The organism is SAR324 cluster bacterium, assembly GCA_015232315.1.
Classification (GTDB): domain Bacteria; phylum SAR324; class SAR324; order SAR324; family NAC60-12; genus JADFZZ01.
The window spans coordinates 19,469-45,183 of sequence record JADFZZ010000012.1 but is presented as its reverse complement, the minus strand read 5'-3'; the positions used below and the strand labels follow the sequence as shown (position 1 = coordinate 45,183).

22 protein-coding genes are annotated in these 25,715 nt (G+C 46.1%); 11 read left to right on the top strand and 11 right to left on the bottom strand.

Features of this window, described 5'->3' with window-relative positions; genetic code table 11:
* Position 1: 1 nt before the first annotated feature.
* On the bottom strand, positions 2–1,513 hold the full coding sequence (locus HQM11_10265) for a PilZ domain-containing protein (GenBank protein ID MBF0351405.1): 1,512 nt from the start codon (positions 1,511–1,513) through the stop codon (positions 2–4).
* Here HQM11_10265 and nadD point away from each other — a divergent pair.
* From nadD to HQM11_10215, 10 genes are all read left to right on the top strand, one after another.
* Complete coding sequence (nadD, locus tag HQM11_10260; protein ID MBF0351404.1) at positions 1,496–2,200, top strand: nicotinate (nicotinamide) nucleotide adenylyltransferase; 705 nt, start codon at positions 1,496–1,498, stop codon at positions 2,198–2,200. The genes HQM11_10265 and nadD overlap by 18 nt on opposite strands.
* A 106-nt stretch (positions 2,201–2,306) precedes the next feature.
* Positions 2,307–3,773, top strand: coding sequence for a tetratricopeptide repeat protein (locus HQM11_10255; GenBank protein ID MBF0351403.1), 1,467 nt, complete (start codon positions 2,307–2,309; stop codon positions 3,771–3,773).
* Positions 3,774–3,862: 89 nt separating this feature from the next.
* The gene (lpxA, locus tag HQM11_10250) at positions 3,863–4,810 is read left to right on the top strand and encodes an acyl-ACP--UDP-N-acetylglucosamine O-acyltransferase (protein MBF0351402.1); all 948 of its coding nucleotides are present in this window, start codon (positions 3,863–3,865) and stop codon (positions 4,808–4,810) included.
* A 1-nt stretch (position 4,811) separates the two neighbouring features.
* Positions 4,812–6,665, top strand: a complete 1,854-nt coding sequence (locus HQM11_10245) for a family 20 glycosylhydrolase (protein MBF0351401.1) — start codon at positions 4,812–4,814, stop codon at positions 6,663–6,665.
* An 8-nt stretch (positions 6,666–6,673) separates the two neighbouring features.
* A complete protein-coding gene (locus HQM11_10240; protein MBF0351400.1) occupies positions 6,674–7,276 on the top strand; it encodes a type II secretion system protein GspG in 603 nt (200 codons plus the stop codon).
* A 230-nt stretch (positions 7,277–7,506) separates the two neighbouring features.
* Positions 7,507–8,088, top strand: coding sequence for a type II secretion system protein GspG (locus HQM11_10235; GenBank protein MBF0351399.1), 582 nt, complete (start codon positions 7,507–7,509; stop codon positions 8,086–8,088).
* A 7-nt stretch (positions 8,089–8,095) separates the two neighbouring features.
* Positions 8,096–8,668: a Uma2 family endonuclease gene (locus tag HQM11_10230; protein MBF0351398.1), complete on the top strand. Its 573-nt coding sequence runs from the start codon at positions 8,096–8,098 to the stop codon at positions 8,666–8,668.
* Positions 8,669–8,677: 9 nt separating this feature from the next.
* Positions 8,678–8,899: a DUF433 domain-containing protein gene (locus HQM11_10225; GenBank protein ID MBF0351397.1), complete on the top strand. Its 222-nt coding sequence runs from the start codon at positions 8,678–8,680 to the stop codon at positions 8,897–8,899.
* Positions 8,900–9,188: 289 nt separating this feature from the next.
* Positions 9,189–9,830 (top strand): hypothetical protein, encoded by a 642-nt coding sequence (locus HQM11_10220; GenBank protein MBF0351396.1) that lies wholly within the window; start codon positions 9,189–9,191, stop codon positions 9,828–9,830.
* Between the two features lie 9 nt (positions 9,831–9,839).
* Positions 9,840–14,162 (top strand): response regulator, encoded by a 4,323-nt coding sequence (locus HQM11_10215; GenBank protein MBF0351395.1) that lies wholly within the window; start codon positions 9,840–9,842, stop codon positions 14,160–14,162.
* Positions 14,163–14,425: 263 nt separating this feature from the next.
* Here HQM11_10215 and HQM11_10210 read toward each other — a convergent pair whose 3' ends face one another.
* Entirely contained in the window at positions 14,426–14,881 is a 456-nt protein-coding gene (locus HQM11_10210; GenBank protein MBF0351394.1) for a transposase, read from the bottom strand.
* Entirely contained in the window at positions 14,821–15,468 is a 648-nt protein-coding gene (locus HQM11_10205) for an IS630 family transposase (GenBank protein ID MBF0351393.1), read from the bottom strand. The genes HQM11_10210 and HQM11_10205 overlap by 61 nt, the downstream gene beginning before the upstream one ends.
* A gap of 248 nt (positions 15,469–15,716) precedes the next feature.
* Between HQM11_10205 and HQM11_10200 the strand changes: the two genes are divergently transcribed.
* On the top strand, positions 15,717–16,226 hold the full coding sequence (locus HQM11_10200; GenBank protein MBF0351392.1) for a hypothetical protein: 510 nt from the start codon (positions 15,717–15,719) through the stop codon (positions 16,224–16,226).
* A 2-nt stretch (positions 16,227–16,228) separates the two neighbouring features.
* Here HQM11_10200 and HQM11_10195 read toward each other — a convergent pair whose 3' ends face one another.
* The 8 genes from HQM11_10195 to HQM11_10160 are packed head-to-tail and all read right to left on the bottom strand — an operon-like array spanning position 16,229 to position 25,688.
* Positions 16,229–17,335, bottom strand: coding sequence for a glycosyltransferase family 4 protein (locus tag HQM11_10195; GenBank protein ID MBF0351391.1), 1,107 nt, complete (start codon positions 17,333–17,335; stop codon positions 16,229–16,231).
* A 29-nt stretch (positions 17,336–17,364) separates the two neighbouring features.
* Positions 17,365–18,507, bottom strand: a complete 1,143-nt coding sequence (locus tag HQM11_10190) for a hypothetical protein (protein ID MBF0351390.1) — start codon at positions 18,505–18,507, stop codon at positions 17,365–17,367.
* A gap of 32 nt (positions 18,508–18,539) precedes the next feature.
* Entirely contained in the window at positions 18,540–19,934 is a 1,395-nt protein-coding gene (gene asnS, locus HQM11_10185; GenBank protein MBF0351389.1) for an asparagine--tRNA ligase, read from the bottom strand.
* Positions 19,931–20,845 carry a hypothetical protein gene (locus HQM11_10180; protein ID MBF0351388.1) on the bottom strand — a complete coding sequence of 305 codons (915 nt, stop codon included), beginning with the start codon at positions 20,843–20,845 and terminating at the stop codon, positions 19,931–19,933. The genes asnS and HQM11_10180 overlap by 4 nt, the downstream gene beginning before the upstream one ends.
* A complete protein-coding gene (locus HQM11_10175) occupies positions 20,842–21,600 on the bottom strand; it encodes an ABC transporter permease subunit (GenBank protein MBF0351387.1) in 759 nt (252 codons plus the stop codon). Before HQM11_10175 ends, HQM11_10180 begins: the two co-directional genes overlap by 4 nt.
* A gap of 36 nt (positions 21,601–21,636) precedes the next feature.
* Positions 21,637–22,545 carry an ABC transporter ATP-binding protein gene (locus tag HQM11_10170; GenBank protein ID MBF0351386.1) on the bottom strand — a complete coding sequence of 303 codons (909 nt, stop codon included), beginning with the start codon at positions 22,543–22,545 and terminating at the stop codon, positions 21,637–21,639.
* Between the two features lie 17 nt (positions 22,546–22,562).
* Positions 22,563–23,894: a hypothetical protein gene (locus HQM11_10165; protein ID MBF0351385.1), complete on the bottom strand. Its 1,332-nt coding sequence runs from the start codon at positions 23,892–23,894 to the stop codon at positions 22,563–22,565.
* A 12-nt stretch (positions 23,895–23,906) separates the two neighbouring features.
* Positions 23,907–25,688, bottom strand: a complete 1,782-nt coding sequence (locus HQM11_10160; GenBank protein MBF0351384.1) for a threonine--tRNA ligase — start codon at positions 25,686–25,688, stop codon at positions 23,907–23,909.
* Between the last annotated feature and the right edge of the window lie 27 nt (positions 25,689–25,715).

Below are 25,715 nucleotides of genomic sequence, written 5' to 3'. Positions count from 1 at the left end.
CTCAAGGTCCCAGGAGAGCGTTTCGTTCATCACGAGTGACCGGTTTGTCTTTTTTAGGGACCTGGCCCCCTTCCTTGCGGGGAGCGGAGGCCTTTGCGCTGTTTGAAGCGTCAGTCTGTAGTTTGAGTGTACGCTTAAAACGGTCGGAGGCTGTTTCTGTCGCTGTTGCCTGCTCAGACGGTTTTGTTTGAGCAAACGCGGAAGGCATCATTGAATCAAATGAGGATGGTGGCAATGGTGGTGTGGAAAGGTTTGGTGACGGGGATGGCGCAACAGGTTGTTTCTGCTGAGTGCGCCGTTGTTGTCTGAGCGCGTTCTGTTTTTTCATGCGGTATAAAAATTTGTTGACTTTCATCCGGGTCAAATCACGCATCTGATTGTACTGAAGATGCAGGGTATAGCCTTCCTGCTCATTGGTTCCCACACTGATCACACGAACCATGATGCCTTCTCTCAGATTTGCCCCTTTTAAATGAAACACCAGCAAATCATCATTCCGCAGGCTTTCAGGAATGGTCTTGGCATCCAGTTTCAATCCTCCCAGACTCATATCCCTGATCATCGCTTCAAACGACACCTCCGGATTTTCGAAATGTTCCAGATCCTGCGTTTCTCCGGGGGTTTCAGTGAAAAGATAGAAAGTCGCCGCAATATTCGTAGGAATCCGTTCTGATTCACGGATAAACATCTTTTTAATGCGGGTGGTGTGCCCCATCACAACCGCATTGATCTTGCCGCCAACCTGATTGATAACCGGAGCGATTAATTCATATTCAGCATCCCCGTCTCTCCGGATTCTGAAATGCAATTGTTTGAACTTTTTAAGATTGGCAGGCTGTCCTTTGACGGTGGGTGGTTTGATCATAAACCGGGATTCATTGATATCCAGGATTGGTGTCATGAAAATCACCTGTCTGGAGGGATGCGGAAGATGGCATTCCAGTTTGGCCGCGGTGGAAAGCATCTGAGTGCAGATAAACGGTACAGCTTTATTGGAAAATTCAAAACCAAGTTCCTGACGCAATAAAAATATTTTTTTGAGAATCTCCGGAGTCGGTTCCAACCCCTTGAATTCGGCCACAGTTTTTTCAAAGAATTCATTGGACTCGACCAGCGGCAAAATATCTTTGGATTCACTTGCGCCAAGAACCTTCTGGGCAATTTCATTGATAAATGACTGGGCATTTTCTTCAATCCGTCTGGTATTGAGTGTGACCTCAAGTCTCAGGTTGGCTTTGTCATCAGTGATTTTATCAATTTTCTGTTCATAGCGTTGTTTGGTCAGACGATTCACCAGCACAAACAAGGCAATGATTCCCGCGATCACAAAAATCAGAAATACAAAAAAACTGGGAGGAATCGCAATGGGTACACCACTGTCAAACTTGAACGCGTCCAGTGTCACGCCCGGTTCCACCCGTTTGGAGCCAATCTGTGCTGTACAGCAGAACCAGATAAGGCCAGACAGGATCACTTTCACTCGTGTTAAATTTGCATGAATTCGTTTTCGCATACTTTTCCGCCAGTCAAATCTGAAAAAATTAGTGTCTCCCGCCGGTATGCCTTGTTTGGCGGAAGTTTCAATCCGATCCATCAGGGACATGTGGAAATTGTCCGGTATCTTTTGGAAAATTGGGTTGAGTATGTGTATGTGATGCCGGCAGGGTGCTCTCCGTTCAAAGACAAATCCTTGCTTCTGCCAGATGCTCTCCGCCTGAAAATGACTCAAGCGGCCTTTGACGGGTGGACTCAGGTGACTGTTTCCAGTCTGGAAATCCAACAACCAGGTGCCAGTTATACCTGGAATACCCTTCAGGAATTATGCCAACATACACCAAATGATTCATGGTACCTCATACTGGGCATGGATGCATTCCTTTCTTTTTATAAATGGTATCGGGCACGACAAATTATGGATATGGCATCCCTCCTGGTTTTTCCCAGAACCGGGTTTGCTTTGAAGCCAACGGACATAGAACAGACAGAAACCATGAATTATTTTAGAAGCCATTGGCCTGAGGGTGAATGGAATCCAGAGGACAAGACCTTCAAGACCAATCAACATTGTCTGGTTCAGTTCCTGGATACGGTGGTTCCAGATATTTCCGCAACCGATATCCGTGAGCAGACACTGATAGATTCTGTGCCTGAATCAGCACGTTGCCTTTATCAACAATATCTTGCTGAACGGAGTTTCTGAGGATTCACGGGAATGAAAGTTGGCGCACGCAAACAGTATTTTCTTGCGTTAACAGAATGATTTGGGCATAGATTATCTAAAATTATTGTCTCATAACAGGAGGAACATGACCCCTAAAAATCAGGAACGACTCGATCAGGCACGAACCTGCGAAACTCGTGGATTGTATCAGGACGCACTTCAGCTTTATCAGCAGGTTCTGGAGGAAATCAGCCATCAGATGGGCAATCACCATCCTGAAGTCTCGGTCATTCTGGATAAACTGGGACTGCTCTATCAGGGAATGGGGGACTATACGGAAGCCCGAAACTATTTTGAGCGAGCCTTGATGATTGATGAACAGGCGTTGGGAAACCTGCATCCACAATACACCCTGCATCTGGCGCATCTGGCATTTCTCCATGACAGCCATGGCCATCATGCTCAGGCAGAACCCCTGTATCAGCAGATTCGAACCGCAGAAGGCCAAACACTTGAGGCGGACAGCCCCTATTTCATCATGCATCTGCAAAACCTCGCGGAGGTTCATGAGTCTCTGGGAGATTATGATCAGGCCATGGATCTCTATAATAAAATCATTGAAACAATCGACAGCGCCGAAGGCCAGCAAAATCAGCCCTATGCGGAAGCACTCACGCACAAGGCCAATTTATTTCGGGAGCTTGGCGAACTTCAACGGGCGATTGTCCTCTATGAACGCGTTCTGGAAATTGACCGCTGGACTCTGGATCCGGATCATCCGCATTACTCGGCGCATATGAACAATCTGGCCAATGCCTATGAAGCAACCGGAAATTATCAGGAAGCCCTGGTCATGTATGAGCATGCCCTGGAGATTGCGGCCAGATATGGAGAAACGCATCCAAATTACGCGGTGTGCCTGAACAATCTGGGAAATCTGTATGAATCCATTGGTTGTTATGAGGAAGCTCATGTTTTGTATGAACAAACGCTGGCTATTGATGAACAGACCATCGGGGATACCCATCCAACCTACGCGGTCCATCTGAGCAATATGGCAACACTGTATGAATCCATGGAAAATTACGAGGAAGCGCTGCCTCTGGCACAGAAAGCCTTTGTGATCGCCTGCAATGCTCTGGGAACCACACATCCTGATATTGCCTGTTATCTCAACAATCTGGCCATGCTGCATACGGCAATGGGCGAACCTCAGGAGGCTCTGGCGCTGTTTGAGCAGGCCTTGTCTCTCGATCGAAAATCTTTGGGCGAAGACCATCCCAACTATGCCATTCATCTGAACAATATGGCATCACTCTATGAAGTGCTGGACAATTCAGGAAAATCGCTGGAGTTGTATCAGCAGGCGTTGGAAATTGATCGTAAACGACTTGGCCCCGATCACCCTCAATATGCGTCCCATCTTGAAAATCTTGCTGCCTGGCATGTTCAGCATGGATCCCATGAAAAGGCTGTTGAATATTATTCGATTGTCGTTCAGATTCTGGAAAAAAATCTTGGACAGGAACATTCCCGATGTATGACGCTGAAACATCAGATTGCGGAACTTCAGATGGAACCCCTCGAATGGGAGGACATCCAGGTTCCATAAAAGTTCATCTTTTCGGCAAGAGTCATTTCCTTCGTGATCAACTGAGTTAATTATCAAAGATACTGTTTTATCATCCTCAAGGAGTTTCTATGAGTCAGATTCATCCAACAGCGACGATCAGTCCTGATGCGATTATCGGAAAAAATGTTGAAATTGGTCCCTATGCCATGATTGGACCTCGTGTTCAGATTGGTGATGGTTGTTTCATTCATCACAATGTGACCCTGAATGGAAATACAACCCTTGGTGAAAAGGTGGAAATCGGCGCTTACAGTGTGATTGGTGATCCGTGCCGTATCCTTGATTTTCAGGAAGGTAAAATTGATTTGATGGAGGGCCAGGTCCGTATCGGCAACGGATCAGTGCTTGAGAGCAACGTCATGATCAAAGGCTTCACCACTATGGGTGAAGGCAACCTGATCGGTTCTTACACAACGATCGGTTTTCCACCCCAAGCCAAACGCGGCAGCACTAAGCCAACCTACGTGGAGATCGGAAATCACAACCAGCTTCGGGAATACGTCTCCATTCAAAGCGGGACCGTTGATGGTTCAGGACATACGATCATTGGCAATTACAATCTGATCATGGTGTATGCTCATCTGGCTCACGATACAAAAATTGGCGATTATTGCGCGTTGTCCAATTCTACCAACCTCGCCGGACACGTCGAATTTGGCTCTTATGTGGTCACAGGTGGTTTTGCCTGTTTTCATCAATACACCCGTGTGGGCGATTACGCCATGGCCGGAGGCATGAGCGGTGTCTATCAGGATCTTGCGCCTTATATGCTGGCGACAGGACACCGTGCTTCACTCTATGGCATCAACCTGGTGGGCTTACAACGGAATGGTTTTACCTCCGAGGAGATCCAGCAGGCTCAGCAGATTTATAACATCTTCTTCCAGTCCAATCTGGCACCCGTTATTGCCAGGAGAGAAGTCCAGAATAAAGTCCCGGATGGCCCTGTCCTGAGGCGGTTTGTGGAATTTATCGAAAAATCCAGGCGAGGTCTGGTGACCCGTGAGGTTGGTTGATATGTTGCTGACCCCACATCCGCGTCGTCTCGTGATGCGAGAGGGGCATGCCTGTTTGTCCTCAGGGCAGATTGTGATTCATGACGCTTCACCGGAAATGTTGTACAGCGCGCAACTGCTCCAGAAGGATCTGGAACATTTCCAGGGGCAGTATTGGCCTTTATGCGCCGCCATTCCCCACCATGCCCCGTTCCTGTTTCGTCTTCGCAAGACCAATATTTTCAGACCCTCCGAATCTTATCACTTAAGAATCCGGAGCCATGAAGTCTTTCTTGAAGCACCAACCGCCCGGGGAATTTTTTATGGCATCATGACTCTGCGTCAACTTCTTCGTCAGTTTGAACATCAGCTTCCCTGTCTTGAAATTGAGGATTTTCCAGATTTTCCTGTTCGTGGAGTGATGCTCGATGTGACACGGGACAAAGTTCCCTCGCTGTCCACACTTTTTGAACTGGTGGAACAACTTGCTGAGTGGAAAATCAACCAGCTTCAACTTTATTTTGAACATGTTTTTGCCTATTCCGGACATCGCAGGGTCTGGTGTCAGGCCAGTCCATACACCGGGGAAGATATCCTGAAACTGGATCAGTTCTGCCGGGAGCATTTTGTGGAACTGGTCCCCTGCCAGAATTCCTTCGGGCATTTGCATCGCTGGCTGGAACTACCCGAATACAGACACCTTGCCGAATGTCCTGAGGGCTTTCAATGGCCCTGGGGGGAATTCAATCCGGCACCTTTCAGTTTATGTCCGGAAGATCCCGCCAGCATGGATTTTCTGGCGGAATTGTATGGGGAACTTCTTCCGCATTTTACCAGTTCCCTGTTCAATGTGGGTTGTGATGAAACGTTTGATCTCGGTCAGGGACGCAGCAAAACCGCCTGCGAACAACGGGGAAAAGGACGGGTTTATCTGGAATTCCTGCAGGCGATTCATCAGAAAATCACCAGTATGGGGCGAACCATGATGTTTTGGGGCGATATCATTCTGGAGTATCCGGAACTGGTCGCAGAACTTCCCAAAGATGTGATTGTGCTGGAATGGGGCTATGAAGCCGATCATCCCTTTGCGGAACATGGCCAGAAATTCAATGAAAGCGGTATTCCCTTTTATGTTTGCCCTGGAACCTCCAGTTGGAACAGTATTCTCGGTAGAACACAAAACTGCATGGAAAACCTGAAAAACGCGGTGCGAAATGGCTTGAAGCACGGAGCGAACGGCGTACTGATCACGGACTGGGGCGATCGGGGGCACTGGCAACCCTTGCCTGTCAGTTATGCGGGATACCTGATGGGTGCCGCGCTTTCATGGCATTTCGAGTCCAATGAAGCTGTTGATATTTGCCAGGCGCTGGATCTGCATGCCTTTTATGACAAAGAAGGCCGCATGGGACAAATCTGCCATGACCTCGGCAATGCCTATCTCCACACAGGGCATATTCTGGCCAACAACAGTGCCATATTCCAGTGGTTGTTCCGTGATTCGAAGCATGGTGTGTTTCAAAAAACCACCAGGGAACACATTCAGTCCACTATTCAGTATCTGGAATCGTATCTTCATCAAATCACACAGACACGCATGAACCGGAAAGACAAAACACTGATTCAGCAGGAATTGACCTGTGCGTTGAGGATGGCACTTCATGGTTGCCAGAGGGCCTTGTATGTGCTACAGAACGAATCAGACAGCCTGCAGAAAAACTTTCTTTATCAGGATATGCGGGAAATTCTGGGGATGTTTCATCAGGTGTGGCTGGGGAGAAACCGTGAAGGCGGATTGCATGACAGTACCAAAATTCTTAAACAGCGTTTAGGGGAATATGCGCCTTATGCGACGCAGGGGTCCCGAATTTTTTAGGAGTCTTTATGACACATCGCAGAACAGGGGAGCATCAAGGTTTTTCCATGGTGGAAATCATGATCGCATTGGGCGTTGTCGGGGTGATGAGCGCAACAGGTGTGGGGCTGGTTGTTCAAAACATTGAAAAAGGCAGGGTTGCCACTGCCAGGGAAGATACACGGGCGATATTTCGTGCCATTGAATCATTCCATGCCAATGTGACCTTTTATCCCGGTGAAAAAGAGACCACAAAAAATTATATGCACTCCTCCACAATCGACAGACGTCCCACATACAAGGGCGTCGCCGCATCAGCGGCTGTTGGCGTTTCAATGGCAAATTATCTGTATAATGATCCGGGAGCCAGTTATCAGAACTGGCGTGGCCCCTATCTGAGTGAAGACCGGACCGATCCATGGGGACACAGTTATATTATTTATACGACTGGTATCCATGGCGCGGGATGCGCATCTTTTGCAATTGCCTCCGGAACCCCTGTTTATGCCTGGGTTTTATCAGCCGGTAAAGATGGGGATATTGATACCTCTCCGGCGGATAGTACGCTCCATTTTGTGGATGGAAGTGATGAAGACATCGGGGTTATAAGTTTTCGAACCAAATGCGATTAAGGCGTTGGTTCAACCCGCCATCATTCAACGGAACCGTAGGGGCGACCCGCTGGTCGCCCGGCACATTGGAAAATACAAAAAATGTCATAAAAGGAAGATGTAGGGGCGACCCGCTGGTCGCCCGGCACATTGGAAAATACAAAAAATGTCATAAAAGGAAGATGTAGGGGCGACCCGCTGGTCGCCCGGCACATTGGAAAATACAAAAAATGTCATAAAAGGGGAAGATTATGAAACCGACAATTTTTGAAAAAAAGCACAAACGAACAGGGTTTTCCATGGTGGAAATACTCACTGTTCTGGGAATCATGGGGTTATTATCCGCGGCACTGGTTCCATTGGCCGGAAAAAATATTGAGGAAGCCCAGAATGCACGGGCGCAGGGTGAATTGCAGGGACTCAACAGTTCCCTGACCTCTTTTTATCAGGATACTGGCTGGTATCCCTATATTCCGGGAGCCGTGTCGTATCAGAATACCGGAAATGTGATCATGGAACTGAGAACCATTGACGGTACCCAGAAAACTGGAACCACCTTTCAGAACATCCAGTTTCATCTCATTGAGAATGAAAGCACCCGTTATCGCAACTGGAGAGGGCCATATATGTCAAACACCATGGTGGATCCCTGGGGCAATACCTACAAAGTGCTGACCAAAGCGTTTTGTCCGAATGTGGCGGTAAGCCGTGTTGTCTGGGCGTTTTCCGCAGGTCGTGACGGCACTTATGCGACGGACATCACACATACGGCCGTTCAGGCGGATGACATCGGCGTTATTGTGTATCGTAACCTTGATGGCGGATGCAAGTAACGGAAACATGCGAGCCGGACCTCTAAAAAAACACTACACGCTGGATGAATATCAAAAGTTTGAGGAACGCTCCGCAGTTCGGCACGAATACCATGATGGTGAACTGTTTGCCATGGCGGGTGAAACCGCCAATCATTCGCGAATTTGTGTGAATATCAGCACCATGCTGAATGTTTTTCTGCATGAGAGTCCATGTCTGGTGCATGATTCCAATATGAAATTACACATCAAGACCCGATCATTTGAAAAAATACTTTATCCTGATGTGTCTGTAACCTGTCATGTCAATGACCAGAACAACAGAACTTTCATGGAACAGCCCAAAGTGATTGTGGAAGTTCTTTCAAAATCAACCGCGTTGTATGATCGCACTGATAAATTTCAGTTTTATAAACATGTCCATTCGCTGGAAAATTATATTCTGGTGGATCAATACCAACGGTTGCTTGAAGTTTTTCAGAAAGTACCGGACCAACTCAATTCCTGGTTATTGACGACCTGGGACAGCAACGAATTTCAGCTTCCGGCAATCCAGTTCACTGGCCGGATTGCGGATATTTATCATAAAGTTCATTTGTAGAGAGAGAAAATGGAGTTAATGCAAAGAATTACTACAAATTCTGAACAGTGTGGTGGACGTCCTTGCATTCGGGGTATGAGGATTCGAGTCAGTGATATTCTTGATCTTTTTGCCGCGGGGTTAAGTACTGAACAAATTCTCCAGGAAATGCCTGATTTGGATGCTGACGATTTGAAAGCTTGTCTCTATTTTGCGTCGCAGCGTTTGAACCATCCTGTGTTAGCGGCATGAAAATCTGGATTGACGCTCAACTCGTTGAAATTAGTGATAAATGGTAGGAGCAATTCGGGAATTGCCCTGAATTCACATCAATCAAAATCAACCATAAAAAATGGTAGGGGCAATTCGGGAATTGCCCTGAATTCGCATCAATCAAAATCAACCATAAAAAATGGTAGGGGCAATTCGGGAATTGCCCTGAATTCGCATCAATCAAAATCAACCATAAAAAATGGTAGGGGCAATTCGGGAATTGCCCCAGTGATTCGCGTCAAACAAAATTAAACATCAAAAGGGGAATATGAGATACAGCAACGTTTTTAGAGGCAGAGGCAAACCAGCAGGCGTGACCCTCATGGAAATGGTCATTGGTATTGGCATCATGAGTATCATTGGCGCGACACTCGCGCCTGTCGCTATGGAACAACTCGATAAAGCCAAGGTTGTGGCCGCACGCAGTGATGTGAATGCCATTGTTCAGGCTATCCGTAACTTTAATGAGGACAACTCGCCACTATTTCCAACCAGAACGGATGCCGGCGTAAACACCGGTATTGAAGTTTTGCAAAGTGAGGGTGGAATCGCACCGGGAGACTCCACCAACTCATGGAATGTGGGCGCTGCCAAAATAGAAAATTTCACCCGCCACCTCACCTTCAATCGAAATAACGCGGGCGCCGCACTTTATGCCGTTCCACCCATGACCGGAGAACAAGGTTGGGCTGGCCCTTATCTATTGAGAGATCCTGTAGACCCATGGGGTGGGAAATATCGGGCCTATGTGCAGGGCTTTGTGCGCTGGACTCCCCAGATTTCTGTATGGGTTCTGTCTGCTGGGAAAAATCAGTCTTTTGAAACGAATGTGCAGGAAGGGATGAATCCTGTTTCAACCGTTCTTGAAAAAGATGCCGGTGATATCGCTGTGCGCATGATTTCCCGTTGAGATACAAACATGTACCATTCCGGGTATCTTTTCAAAAGACTGACGAAACTGTTTTGCGGGGTTCTGTTGTTTCTGCTCTTGGGCTTCCAGGCCTATGGACAGCAGTTTCCCCTTCGCGTTTATACTGCGGATGAAGGACTGGTACAGAATGATGTGAATGGCATTTTTCAGGATGAAAAAGGCTATCTCTGGATCGGAACCTATGGTGGTTTGAGCCGATTTGACGGCAAACGTTTTCATAACTTTACCCGCAACAACTCCAATCTCCTCAAAGATATCATTTATTCTGTGGTTCAGGATTCACACGGCGATATCTGGATTGCCTACCCTGACGGCATTGCCCGCCTGCAGGATGGCCAATTTGAAAATCATGTGCTGAGTGATAAACTTCATGGCGAAATCTGGCAGATTTTACCGGATGCCGCCGGTGCCATCTGGGTTGTCACAGACCAGGCCGTGGGACGGTTTCAACATGACCAGTTCCAGGAATTCCCCATGGAGGGCATTGTTAACTCATTTTCACAATCCATCGCTGTGGATGATTCCGGAAAAGTGGTGGTCGCAACAGAAAATGGCCTTCAGGAATGGACTCCGCAAACCCGGAAATTTGAGCTATCGCCTCTGGTAACCACTCATGTGGAAGGCATCAAATATGATGCGGCCCATCAATCTTTTTTCCTCATCGACAAACACAGTGTCTTCCAGCTTAACGATCAATTCTCAAAAATTGCCGACATTCCTGTAGACGAAGAAATCTCCAATTTGTTTGTCAGCAGTCGCGGAGTACTGTGGATCAACACCGAAGATTCTATCTGGCGGAAATCCATTGCGCCCGGTGTAGAAGACCGGGTGTATCCCAAATCCCTGTTTGGTGGTTTTCCCATCTACCGTGTTTTTGAGGACCGTGAAGGAAACGTCTGGCTGACGCTGGAAGGCCGGTTAGCGATGCTGGTGGATGAACGGATTGTCAACTTTCATGGCCCCTGTTCCGGTATTGTCTATGGCCTTGAGCAAGCGCTGGACAAGGATGGATTCTGGATGAGCTGTGATGGAGTGCATCACATTTCAGGGGATTATCATACCAGACTCAGTATCCCTTCAGACACCACAGAAGGCTTTATTTTGGAATCAGATAAACTCTCCGCCTCCACCTACAGCGGATTTAAATCCTTTTCACTCCAGGGAGAATCTCTGGGGTTGTGGGAAGAGGACCAACGGTTTGTATCCATTATCAGGGACAGGCAACAGCAATACTGGCTGGGAACCACTGAAAAAGGGGTTTACCGACTGAATGGGGATCAGTTGGATAATGTTCTCAACACCAAAAACGGACTGGCCAGCAACGCCATCTGGGCCTTGCTGGAAGATCAGAAGGGCGGAATCTGGGTGGGTACAGAAAACGGTTTATCACACTTGTTTCATGAAACATGGACTCATTTTTCCACAAAAGACGGGCTTTCAGACAACAGCATCTGGGACCTGGTTCAATCCGCAAATGGTGGAATACTCATCGCGACCCAACGTGGCATCACCCGCTGGGATGGCACCAAAATGGAAACCTTGCCCATCCTCAAGGATAAAACCATTTACTCCCTGGTGGAACAGGGCGATACGCTGTGGGTTGGAACCACAACAGGGGTGTTCCGTGTCAATAATCTGGAAAAAATAGATCTGTTTCTGAATAAGGAACGGGGGCTGGCCAGCAATTCCGTGTGGGGACACAGCCGTATGACTCATCCCCCGCATGTATTTTTCGGGACTTATGATGGGGTCAGCCGGATAGAACAAGGAATCACCAAAGACAAAAATGTGACTCCGAAAATCGATTTATATGAAATCACCATCGGCAACCGGAATGTCCATCCCGAGCAGGTGAAAGAACCGCTTCCATGGTCCAGCAATGATCTCGAATTTCATTTCAACGCACCCTACATGTATATGCCGAATCAGGTGAAATTCCGTTATTACCTGGAAGGTATGGATGAGGACTGGCATGAACCCTCTGAACTCTATCAAGCGGTTTATACCAATATCCCGCCTGGAGACTGGACCTTTCATCTACAGGCCCTGGCTGAAGATGGTAAAAGCAGTGAGCCGATTGTCTGGACTTTCAGGATCCTTCCGCCTTTCTGGCTGACATGGTGGTTCATTCTGCTGGAAATCATCGGTGCGGCATTGCTGGTCACTATTATTGTAAAAATATTTTTGTATCGCAGTGAAAAAGAGCGGAAACGCCTCAATGCCCTGTATGAAAAACAGCTCCAGCTTGATCGTCTCAAAGATGAATTTCTGGCAAACACCTCCCATGAATTGAGAACGCCGATCAACGGAATCATTGGTATTGCCGATTCGCTATTGGATGGCGCCGCGGGAGATGTCAGTTCCACTCAGGCTGAAAATCTGGGCATGATTGTGCAAAGCGGCAGGCGCTTATCCAATCTGGTGAATGATATTCTGGATTTCTCTCGTCTGAAAAATCATGAATTGATTCTGCAACTCAGACCTCTTGACATCCACAGTACCACTGAGGTGGTCCTCGCCTTTTGCAAACCCATGATCGGTTCTAAAGATCTGGATCTGATCAATGAAATTCCAGCGCAATTGCCCCTGGTTCTGGCCGATGAAAACCGGTTTCAGCAGATCATGTATAATTTACTGGGCAATGCTATCAAATTTACCGAAAAAGGTTCTGTCAGGATCAGTGCGGCCCGTGAAGAGCAGTTCCTCCGGATTTCAATCACGGATACCGGCATCGGGATTCCGGAAGACAAGCAACAAACCATTTTTGAGGCTTTTGAACAGGGCGATGGTTCCACTGCCAGACTTTATGGAGGAACAGGCCTCGGACTCACCATATCAAAACAGCTTGTCGAACTCCATGATGGAGTTCTTGGCATGCAAAGCACCCCCGGAAAAGGATCTGTTTTCTCGTTCACCCTGCGTGTTGCGGATGAAGTGAATCCCGCCTATAATCAGGAAAAATCAGGATTCAATCGCTATCAACAAAATAGCCCTACTGTTTCAACAATGAGCGCGCCATTTCTTGAAACAGGCAAAACTGAATCCTCACCCGTTTCAGAGGGTGCGCATAAAATCATGCTCAACGACCTGAAAGGCAAAGTGGTTCTGGTGGTTGACGATGAGCCGGTCAATATTCAGGTGTTGAAAAACCAGCTCCGACTGCACAATTATGAAGTTCTGACAGCGCAGGATGGCATCCAGGGACTGGCTATTCTTGAAACTCAACCCGTGGATTTGCTCATCCTTGATCTGATGATGCCCCGCATGAGCGGCTATGAAGTCTGCCAGAAAATCCGTCAGCGTTATGCTCCATCCATTTTGCCCATCATTTTGTTGACCGCCAAAAATCAGGTAGATGATCTGGTGCAGGGACTCAACAGCGGTGCCAATGATTATCTGGTTAAACCCTTCAATAAAGAAGAACTGATGGTGCGGGTCAAGGCGCACCTGAATCTTTCCCAAACCAATCGTGCGTATGAACGGTTTGTTCCACGGGAATTTCTGGATATTCTGGGCCGTGAAACCATCATTGATGTGAATCTGGGGGATTGCGTGGAACAAAACGCCTCCATTCTTTTCTCAGATATCCGTTCTTTCACCAGCATGTCTGAAACCATGTCGCCGTCAGAAAATTTCCGCTTTCTGAATTCGTATCTGATTCAGATGGAACCTGTCATTGAAAAAAATCGGGGATTCATTGACAAATACATTGGTGACGCGATCATGGCGTTATTCACGCATCAGGCGGATGACGCTGTTGCGGCAGGAATTGAGATGCTGGCACAATTGGCTGAGTACAACCACTTTCGACAAAAAACAGGCTATATCCCGATTCAGATTGGAATTGGTGTCAATACAGGACGCACCATGCTCGGAACGATCGGCGGAAAATCCCGCATGGAAGGAACCGTGATCAGTGACGCTGTGAATCTGGCCTCACGGGTTGAAGGTCTGACCAAATTATACAAAACGCCATTCCTGATTTCCGAATACACTCTAGCCACAATGGTTCATGCAGACAAATACCAGTTCCGCTGGATTGATGAAGTACGGGTGAAGGGAAAAAACAATCCTGTCAAACTTTATGAAGTGCTGACCGGACAACCTGAAACGGTGATTGAACAAAAAATCGCGGCGGCTGTCATCATCGAACAGGGATTGAGCTTTTTCTATCAACAGCAGATGCCGGACGCGACGAAACTTTTTGAACAGGGTGCCGCACATTTTCCTGAAGATCCATTGTTTCAGGTTTATCTGAAACGCTGCAAAAAAAACCGTGATTTCATCAATCAGGAGGATTCAGAAACATGAGTGCTGTTCATGAATTTGGCGGTTTTTTTGGGCAACGTGACAAAACAGAACTCTGAGAAATCCGTTCGACGACATGCTCGTATTTTTACTTTTAGTATAGTTGCCCAGAAAAGTTTGTTCCAAAGGCACAATTTATGCTTTAAGATGTTTTTGATTTTTGAATTATGACCGAAATGAAGTCGCAATTCTCCCCTGTGAGTTGCTTAAGGATTCGAGGAGCGATTCATTTCACCGGCCAATTTCTGAAGGCTTGAGGTTGCGGCTCAAGCGAGTTGTTTTTGAGTGTAATGGCTGTCATCGGCGCAGTTAAACAGTTGGAATTCAGCGACCTGGTAGTATTCCACGATGGACGTGAACCGTTCGTTTTCTTTCTTCATGAGTGAAGTGAGGTTCCAGAGTCCGGTTTGCATTTCCCTGATGAGGTTTTCCATGGATTGTTTTAAATCCTTGGCGGTTTTCCAGCATTGGTTATGAATAAACTCTGTTTTCATCCAACGCCACAGACGCTCGATCGGATTGAAGTCCGGAGAATAGGGCGGCAAGAACTCTAATTGGAGCCAGGATTGTTGTTGTTTGACCCAGTCGGTGAGCCATTGCGCCTTGTGGAAGGTGGCATTATCGCAAATGAGCAATATTTTGTCAGTCCGCATTTCTCTCTTCAGATGACAGAGGAAACGTCGAAAGCGCGTGGCTCTGTCTTTTTCCCTTTGATCCCCCACGTATATCCCAGCGTGCCTTCGGCCGCGAAACCGACTTCGTCCTGATAAAAAACGCGCCAGCCCTCCGCTATCTTTTTTTGGTAAATCTCCGGCAGTTTCTCCTGAATCCAGGCTCGTCTTTTTTCCGAATCTTTTTTCACCAGATTGAGAACCGCTTTATGAAAGCTCAGGCCCAGTTTGCGGAGAAATTCAGGCAGATACTTGACTGAATAAACCACGCTGCACATCGTGTTGATGGCTCCATAGACATGACGAGCGACCCAGATCCGTTGGTTTTGGCTATCCATCATTTTTTTCAATTCAGCTTGCTGGTTCTCAGACAATTTGGGTGGACGACCCGAACGTTCCTCATCCTTCAATTCCTCAAGCCCATAGCGCTCAAAGGCTTGAATCCAATTCTGAAGGCTTCTTTCACTGATGTCATAGCATTCCGCCACCATCTCCGAGGGCAGTCCTTTATAATAAGCAATCAGTGCGTTCAAACGCTGAATCTCACGGGATAAACGGGTCGAATGAGACTTCTTGAACTGTTTCTTTAAATGTCGACGACGATTTCTGAGTTGATCTAACTTCTGTTTGTCTATCATGGGGGCCTCCTTGAATTTGAAAAAAATCATTCCGGTTTAGATCATTCCTATAACAAAATGGCTCCTTTCGGCAAGAATCATTCCACCGGAAAAAACTTTTCTGGAGGACTATATTAAATTCTTCTGGTGTCTCGCATTGAAATTTAATAATGAACATGGTCTGCTAGTTTTAAACACACCTTTAGGTGAGTCCCTCAAATCGACATATCTCCCTGGAACTAAAAAAGTGTATATGACTGGAGAAGTTCATGTTGAAAAAAATTGTATGGCTTATCTTTCTTTCTCTATTGATATCCTGCTCAGACAGCGAGGTGGCCCCTGATGCTGAAATTCAGGGATCTATCATTGGAAGTGATCCGGGAGGAACGGGAGAAATTTATGAAACTTTTACCTACACTATTGAGCTACAGGAAGTGATTAAAAGATGCGATATCCTGGATGTTACAGTTCAAACTAAAATTTTACCATGTATTAATAAAGCACCAGATGAACTTATCACTGAAGATATTACTTATTCACGTCAGACAGAGAGCACGGAAAGTGAGTCATGCAATCAGGTGGATACTCAGGAAATCGGTAAAATCAAGAGAGGTGAGACCCTTCAGAAAACCTTTTCGATTAAAGTATATGGAGTCGTAGAAGGTATTGAATTGAAAGCACTGGACTGGACTGAACTTGGGGAATGCAAAAGTCAGAAAAAAGATAGCAATGTATGCGTTCCTCTTCAGGAGTTTTTTACGCCCGGAGGGTGTGATTGATTTCACTCAAACACAGTCAGAGTTTTTTTCAAAAAGATATTGGGATGCAAGTTTGTTTCTGCAACATTTCTGGCATTGCGACCCAGGGTTGCCAGAGGGACAGCACCCGATATTGCTTCCTCAATCACATCCGCCAAGGCTTCAGGGGTATGATTTTTTGCAAGATAGCCTGTTGTTCCATGCTGGATCAATTCTGGCAGACAGCCTGTAGGAAATGCCACCACCGGAGTTCCCACCGAAAAAAATTCCACTGCCACCCGGCAAATGACTTCCGAATCAATTGAACTGACAATACCAAGATTGACCCATTCCATAAGCGCAAGAATGTCATCTCTGAGACCTATCCAGCGAATCGCATCGCTGACACCGGAAGCTTTGGCTTCCAGTTTCAAGGCAACAAGACGTGGATGATTATCGGGGTGCTTATAGATCACTGCCAGAATCAATTTCGGATAGCGGCTTAGAAGAAATTTCAAAGCTTGAAATAGCAGGCTATGCCCCTTGAGTGGACTGAGTCGCCCCACAATTCCCAAGATAATCGCTTCAGAACTAATCCCGAATTCATGATTATATTGGGATGGCGTTGAACAAACAGGCAATCGTGGTTGTCGGGAAGGATAATAAATGACATGCACTTTTTCAGGAGAAACAGGCACTGAGTCCAGGAGTCTTTGTGCAATCACCTGTCCGGCCACAACATGAGCATGAATCCATTCCTGATGAAGCTTGTTGTTGAGCCAGTTGGCACGCACGCGTCGAGTGGTTCCTCTGGTACGGATCAGACGGAATGATCTGAGCCTCCATAGCAGTAGAACATATAAAAACAAGCCCTCTGAACGATGGGGATTGACCACATCAATGTCGTGATCCTGAATAAAATATTTCAACTGATAATAACTTTGGATAAGTCGGAAGGGGTTAATGGTGTTCAATTCAATATGGGTCAGAATTGACAGATTTCTCTTTTTCAGTTCAATGGCATTGGCCGTATTGGGGCGTGTGAGAATCCAGACACGATGGCCATGTTGTTGAAGCAGTTCTGCGGTAACAGCCGCATAAGCGGCTTCTGCGTTCCACCAATGGACGTTACTGCCAATCAGGATGTTCATGAAAGCCGTTTTGAGCGGATTTGTGAGTTTTAGGAGATCCGGAAATGCTGCTTGAATTCTTTGGACAGAGGAAAATTAATTTTTTCCGCCAACGCGCTGAAAAATGGTTTCAACGTTTCCCGAAGCATGTCCATATACAGTCCAACTGAAGTGAATCCTGTTTTATTCAATTCACGGTATGTATTTTCCTTCCCGGGAATAATGGCTTTAATGTGTGGAGCAATAAGCAGATTTCCATCTTCAAGTTGTTCCGCATTAACAAAAGCCTCATGAGAAAAACCAATCAGATACAGATAAGGTTCCTGTCTGAACTGAAACACCAGAAATTGTTTATCCAGCAAAAATGTAAACCGTGAAAGCACCCCTTGAGTGAACGCTATAAATTCATCAATCAACAGATCGTTATTCCAGAATGTTTTGTCGTAGCCATTGATCATATCATGATTTTTCATGTTGAAATCCTTGAACTGATCAGGATTTGGATGAACAATCAGATTGCCTTCAGTCATGCGTTGTTTCATGACGACTTTCATCCTCTTCATAGCCTCTTGCAATTCTTCTTCCGTGAGCGATTCAATAGGACGTCCCAGTTCAGCCTGAAATGGTTTGAGCCATTCCTTGATATAGGCTTCTTTGGAAGATTGATAGGCCTGAAAGCTATCACTTCGAATCAACTCTTTCACCAGCTTATCCATTTCATGCCCTGATAATCCGCGATCAATGGCTCGTGCCTGCTGGAGAAACGCGCCCAGTGTCGGGTCACTTTTCCACTGCATCAATGCCACCGTGTTCTGTATCGTTTGATCAATACGTTTGAGGGTTCTTTCCTTGAATTCATCGGCATCTTTCACCTTCTGGCTTTTTCCCTTACCAAACGAGGACACATTGATTTTTTGTCCGTCTGGTCCCTGGACGGTGGTGAGCTTTCGGATGCCACTGATGATTTCATCTTCTGACGCATGGGAAATCAGCAAAGCATTTGCTTTACTTTTGAGTTCATTCAACCCCTGAACAATTTCAGGAACTTTTTTATAAGCCTCAGCCATATCGTTCAAGCCGGTGATATAACTTTCAATTTCAGCGGCTGTTTCCGGATTAAACTGAAGTTTGATGCCCTTTTTCTCCCGGGATTCATACAGGGTTTGGATGACACCAGTGTGTTGGGATCCCATGAATTCTCCTTATCGATGATAAATCAACCACATTAAAACGATGCGTTTCCAGGCACTCTGGGAAACGGAATCACATCACGAATATTTTTCATACCCGTCGCGAATTGTACAAATCTTTCAAAACCAAGGCCAAAACCAGAATGAGGCACAGTTCCAAATTTCCTCAGATCAAGATACCACCAGTAATCCTGTTCTTTCAATCCTGCATCCGTCATTCTCTGCAGAATCAGGTCCAGTCGTTCTTCACGCTGGGAACCTCCGATAATTTCTCCGATACGTGGAAACAGGATATCCATCGCTCCGACGGTCTTGCCATCTTCATTCTGCCTCATATAAAAGGCTTTGATGGCTTTAGGGTAATTGAACACGGCTACCGGGGATTTGAAATGTTCTTCGCTGAGATAACGCTCATGTTCTGTTTGAAGATCTATACCCCATTGCACAGGATAAGTGAAGGCTTTACCTGATTTTTCCAGAATAGAGATCGCTTCGGTGTATTCAATGCTTTCCACTTTTGAATTAGCGACATGCTCCAGTGTTGAAATCAGGTCGGGTTCATACATTTTCTGAAGAAACGCCAGATCATCCTGGTGCTTGTCCAAACAGGTTTTTGCCAGAAATTTCAGAAACTCTGAGGCCAGGCCTATATTGTCCTGCAAATCATAAAAGGCCATTTCCGGTTCCACCATCCAGAACTCCGCCAAATGCCTGGGTGTATTGGAATTTTCAGCCCGGAACGTTGGACCAAATGTGTAGATTTTACTGAAAGCCGTCGCGAAAATTTCTCCTTCCAACTGGCCAGAAACCGTCAGATTGACTTCTTTCCCAAAAAAATCACGGGAATAATCCACCCCCCCTTGATCTGTACGTGGCAGGTGGTCCAGATCCAAGGTTGTCACCCGAAACATTTCACCGGCGCCTTCGCAATCGGAACCTGTGACAATGGGGGTATGAACATGAAGAAACCCCTGTTCCTGAAAAAAACGATGAATGGCAAAGGATAAGGTATTCCTGATCCGGAACACACACCCGAAGGTATTGGTTCTTGGCCGCAAATGCGCAATTTCTCTTAAAAATTCAAGAGTGTGTCCTTTTTTCTGCAAAGGATACTCTTCTGCGGATGCCTGCCCCACGATCAACACATGACTGGCCTGGATTTCATGGTTCTGGCCTTTGCCCTGTGACTGAACCAGCTTGCCCCGAATTTCGAGCGAGGACCCCGTCGTGGCATGCAGCAAATCGGCGTAATTTGGCAGCGAATGATCAACCACCACCTGAATTCCCTGTTGGTTACTGCCGTCATTGATATTGAAAAATGAAAATCCTTTTGAATCTCTCCGGGTTCTGGTCCAACCCTGAATGCACACATTCTGATTGAGATATTCCTCTGAAAACAGGTCTATGATTCGATATCGCATATCACTCATTCCTTGGTTGATGATGACTCTTGATCTTCCAGTGCCTTCTCTGAAGCTTCATAAACTTCTCGCTGAAGTTGTGCCAGTTTTTCTTGATCGACATAATAGATCACTTTTCCATTGTCCATGTGAAGCATCAAACTCCAGGGACGAGGAACCTCCGGAAGGATAAATTGTGGTTCAAGTAATTCAAGTTCGAACAGACTTGAGGGAAGACGCCCCTGCCGCTTGCGGAAAATCTCCACCACCGCTTGAATATCACGGATGCGAGTCAGCAGGTGTGCCCGTTCCAGAAAGGAATGTTTCACCGCATCCCGGTCCGTTTTTTCAGCCGCGTCCAGCAGAATCCTGATCGCTGAATCATAATACCCCGCTTCCTGATAAAACTTCCCAGCCAGACTTGGTACATAAGGCGGACTCCCAAGCAGTCCTGCTTTTTCATAATATTCCGCGGCTTTTTCCTTGTCGTTCAATTCATAAAAATACTGGAAACCTACCAGTTCATACAGTTTCCAGTCTTTGGGGAAATATTTGATACCTTTTTCATACATGGCGATACTTTCCTTTGGATCATCCAACAGGTTACCCGCCGCAACATAAGCATCATAATAATAAGGATCAAGATCCGTCACCAAATCCATCATCTGGCGCAACCAGATATATTGATAATTCCCCCTGGCATATTCCCGATAATGTTCACCAAAATAGACAGCCGCCTGAATGAACATAAAATCCGCCGCAAGCTCTTCATTTCCCAAGGTCATGGGTTTGAAAAAATTGCTTTTCGGAAGATATAAAAAGGATTCAAAACGATGCTGGAGCGAATACCGATTTTCCAGTTTAGGGACACTAACCCTCAAAATTCCCAGAGAAAATAGAACAAGACCCACACAAATCGTTCTGGAAAAAACTGGACTCATACATCGGTTCTGGAAAAGCGCCATGCACTGACAATCAGCAGAATAATAATATATGCGATACCATAGGCTACCGCATAAAACAGGTGTCCGGAATCAACCGGCAAGTGATGGACCGCTTCCGTTTTAATATCAAACGCCGCAAAATTGGGAAAGAGGTAATACATGCCCTGAAACAGATTTTTCAGAAAAACATTATTATTGGCTTCCATGAGAATTTTTACTGTCTCCAGCAGATGACCCACCACAAACACACTCAGCGTACAAAACCGGCTCAGGGTAACAGAGGTCATCAATGTGGAAAAACAGGTTGAAACCGCTAAAATGATGAGGGTTTCCATATAAATCAACAGCAGTGCCCAATTCATGTCAGGATTCCAGTCAAATCCGGAGATTTTCACCAGCGTCAGCATCAACAATGACAGTGTGAGAGTGTTGATCAGCAGAATCAGGCTGTTGCCCAGATAATTTCCCAAAATCCAGTAATACCGGGCAATCGGGCGGGAAAGCACCATATAAAGCGTTTTGTCCTGATTTGCGGGAATGGTCGTGAACAATGTCATGAACACACCAAACAACAACGTGACCGACAATCCCAGATCATTGATGACTTTAACTTTTTCACCAACAATCATTTCGTTCAGAAACAACGAACACAAGACAACAAGCCCGCCGATCAGAACAATCGCATAAAAAGTTTTGTCCCGTATCCATGAAAGCAAGGTGGTGGAGGCAATAGCTACCATTGATTTTATCATAATTGAAACGCCCCTATGACATCAGCCGATCAGTTGTTATTCCATGGAGTGTCCCCAGTATTTCTGGAGAGCCTTGACGTTGATTGAAGTTGAAAGAAGGTAACCATTCTCTTGTCTGACCATGTCCATTACGGCCCAAAACACCGGATTGTTTGGCACATCAATCCGCCATGTGTCTGCGGCACTGTGCTGAAATTCAATCGGAAATTTTTCTTTGAGTCGTTGAATGGAGTCTTGTGAAATTCCGGTCACATGTAACGTTCTTGAGGGTTCATCCTGCTCGAATCCATGCTTGCCATAAACCTTGAGGAGTTTTCCTTTTTTCAGAAACGCGATTCTGTCACAGAGCAATTGCGCATCACTGAGAATATGTGTGGAAAAGAAAACTGTGCGTCCTTCACGGGCCAGATCCATGATCAGATTGGAAACATCATTCCGACCGATGGGGTCCAGTCCGGACATGGGTTCATCAAAAATGAGCAGATGAGGGTTTCCGATAAGTGCCTGAGCAATTCCCAACCGCTGTTGCATTCCCTTGGAAAAAGTTTCAATTTTCTTGTGCCTGGCATCCTTCAAACCAACTTTTTCCAGGAGAGAATCCAGATCGCTTGAGGTTCCTGTTGACAGCGATGCGCTCAGTTTCATGAATTCAAAGGCCGTCAGGTTTCTGGGAAATTGCGGATGTTCCGGCAGGAATCCAACCTGTTTTCTGGCCAACGGTTCCTGGGCCGGGAGTCCCAGAAGTGTGATGGTTCCACTGGAGGGCCGACTCAACCCCATGATCATTTTGATCGTGGTAGTCTTTCCAGCGCCGTTTGCCCCGAGAAAACCGAAAATTTCACCGGTGTTCACCTCCAGCGAAAGATTTTCCACAATAGGAACCCTGCGTAACCGGTTGGTATAATACCACTTATTCAACTGTCCAATTTCAATTGCTGTTGCCATAGAAAGAAAAATAGAGGTTAAAGACGTCCACGTAATTGTTTGGCGATATCAATTTCAATGTTTTCCATGACTTCTGACAATTCATCAACAGTCAGGATCATGTTCTTCCGGTCCGGCATAATGGCGTAAAGATATTTCACAAATTCGGGAATAATTTGAATCACTTTTTCGTTGCGCTTGTTTTTAATCTGACGCGTCAGGAAATGATCCAGTTGTTCTTTGGACATTCGCCGCAAGATGTTAATAAAGTTGGTCGAACAATTTTCCAGTTCCTTACTCACATCATACGGATAAAACGATTTAAACCGTTTTCTGGAAGCCGCGAATTTCGAAAAAACATACATACCGAAGCAGACAAAAATTCCATCCATCCAGTGCAGGCCCCACATGCCCTGATAACTGGCCATCAGATATAAAACGCCGGTGATCACACCAATAATCTGCAATGCCATGCGTATTTTTTCAACCGCAAGAAATTTGTAGTTATAACGTTTTTCTTTCCAGAACAGGTTCAAGCCATCGCAAAACGGATCATTGGCCATGATCATTTCCTCAGCGGAAGCCAGGCGTTCGCTGAGTTCTTTTTCCAGGCGTTTTTTACGTTCCAGGGCACGTTTGTTCATGATGTCCTGGATGACATAGCGGCGCGTTCCACGCAGACGATCAGCCAGTAACAGCATAAATTCGTTTGGGTTTTCCTGGTTCAGTGAGGTGGATTTAAAGGAACCCTTGGCAAAAATATAATCGATGATGTCGTCATATAATTTTTTACCGAAATCCCGTTTTTTCTTGGTTTTTCTAAAGGCTAACGAAGATTTTTCTTCTTTATTCTCAGCATCTTTGGCTTCCAGAGCCATTTCTTTACGGATGATATCCGTGTAGATTTCCTGAGCGGCATCAAACAGGGTTCCGTTGATGTGCAGCATTTTGATAAAACTGGCCCCGAAAATGAATCCCTGGCCTGAATATTTCTTTTTGTTGAATTGAACCTGGGGGCGTGACAAATCATAATATTCTTCAATCGCAAACTGTACCACCGCAGACACAAAACGATTATATTCCTCATTTTCATCACTGTGAATGATCAAGGCGGCCCAGGTCAACGCCGCGAATTTTTCAGAACGTTCATCTTCCAGCAGTAATTCACAAGCATCCAGATAGTATTTATAGCGCCCGGGTTTGTTTGTCTGATCCACAATAAACGTGGCGGCATTCCGGCTACTGATCACCGGATCCATATCCTTTTCATGTAAAATAATCAGTTGCCGGGCTAACTGATTGGCAAAGCCCTCGGGAACTGAGTCATCAATTTCCTGTGAAGATTCTACCTTTTGGGCTTGCACTGCCATGACCAATCCTTGTTAGTTGTCTGTTCTTCGCCAGTCCCTGCGTGCCTGGATTTCTTCCAGAATCAGGGTTTTAAACTGATCGGGATGGAGCGTTTGCTTTTCCTTGCTCTGATAACGTTGCCAACTGACAGTTCCATCCTGCATTTCCTGATCACCGATAATCAGCACATTGGGTGTTTTTGAAGTTGCGCCGTTACGGATTTTTTTACTGAATGAATCTGACGAGTCATCCACAGAAACCCGGATAAACGCGGTTCTGAGCATTTGTGCCACCTGATGCGCATAGTCAAAAAATGGAGCCGCAATCGGGATGATCAACACCTGACCGGGTGCCAACCATGTTGGAAAAGCGCCACCATAGTGTTCAATCAGAAACGCGCAAAAACGTTCATGCGTTCCCAACGGAGCGCGATGGATAATGTAAGGGACATGATCCTGATTGTCCGCACCCTTGTAGGTCAAATTAAACCGGTCGCCCATCACCAGATCCAACTGATTGGTGGAGGCCGTTTCTTCGCGCCCTACGACATTGCTGACCTGAAAATCAATTTTTGGGCCATAAAACGCGGCTTCACCACGAACCGCTTCATAATGAATACCAATTTCCTTCATGGCTTCCACCACCAGGTCTTCGGCTGTCTGCCATTTTTCAGGATTATCCACATATTTATCACTGCCCTGCTCAGGGAGTGACAGACGCATCCAGAAATTTTTCAGATCAAACATTTTATAATAATCGATATGCATCTGAATGACCTTGATAAACTCCTCCCTGGTCTTTTCAGGCTGGCAATAGATATGAGCGTCATTCATGGTCAAGCCTCGAACCCTCAACAAGCCCGCGAGTTCACCTGACTGTTCATATCGATAGCATGTTCCATATTCTGCCAGACGCAAAGGGAGATCCCGATAACTGCGTGGAATTGCCTTGAAAATCATGTGATGGTGCGGGCAGTTCATTGGTTTCAGATACATTTTTTCACCATCCACGTCCATGGGCGGAAACATACTGTCCGCATAATGAGGAAGATGCCCTGAAGTGTGATACAGATTTTCACGAGTGATATGAGGTGTCGCAACACGCTGATAACCAGCCAGGAATTCTTTTTCCTTGGCGAGTTTTTCCAGTTCATCCCGGATTATTGTCCCATTTGGAAGCCATAACGGTAATCCTTTGCCAACCTCTTCACTGATCAGGAAGTAGTGATTCTGGATATTCAGTTTTCGATGATCCCGTTCCATCGCCAGTTTACGCAGAGCAACAAATTCCTTGAGGGTTTCTTCGTTCTCAAAGGCCAGACCATAAACTCGCTGCATCATCGGATTCTGCTCTGAGCCTTTCCAATACGCACCAGCCAGAGAATCCAACTGAAAACAATTGAGCGGAATTTCCTCTGTGGACTCGACGTGTGGTCCTTCACACATATCCCAGAACGGGCCATTCTGATACAGACTCAAAACGTGTTCCCCTTTACTGACCAGATCCTGAACATGCTCAATCTTGTAACCCTGTTGAGCCTCCTGAAGTTTCAGAATCATGTCTTTATCGTTAAGATCTTCCCTGACAAAGGTTTGACGGGATTTGATAATCTGACGCATTTTTTTTTCAACAGATTTTAAATCCTCCGGCGTCAGCGGTTCCGTGAGATCAAAATCATAAAAAAATCCCGTGCTGGTTGGTGGACCAAAACCCAGTTTGGCCGTTGGACGAATGCTGAGAACGGCCTGTGCCAACACATGAGCCAGCGAATGTCTTATTTTATAAAGATGTGAATCCGTATCCATTTTTTTCATGAAAACTCCGTGTCATGGACCAGCTTT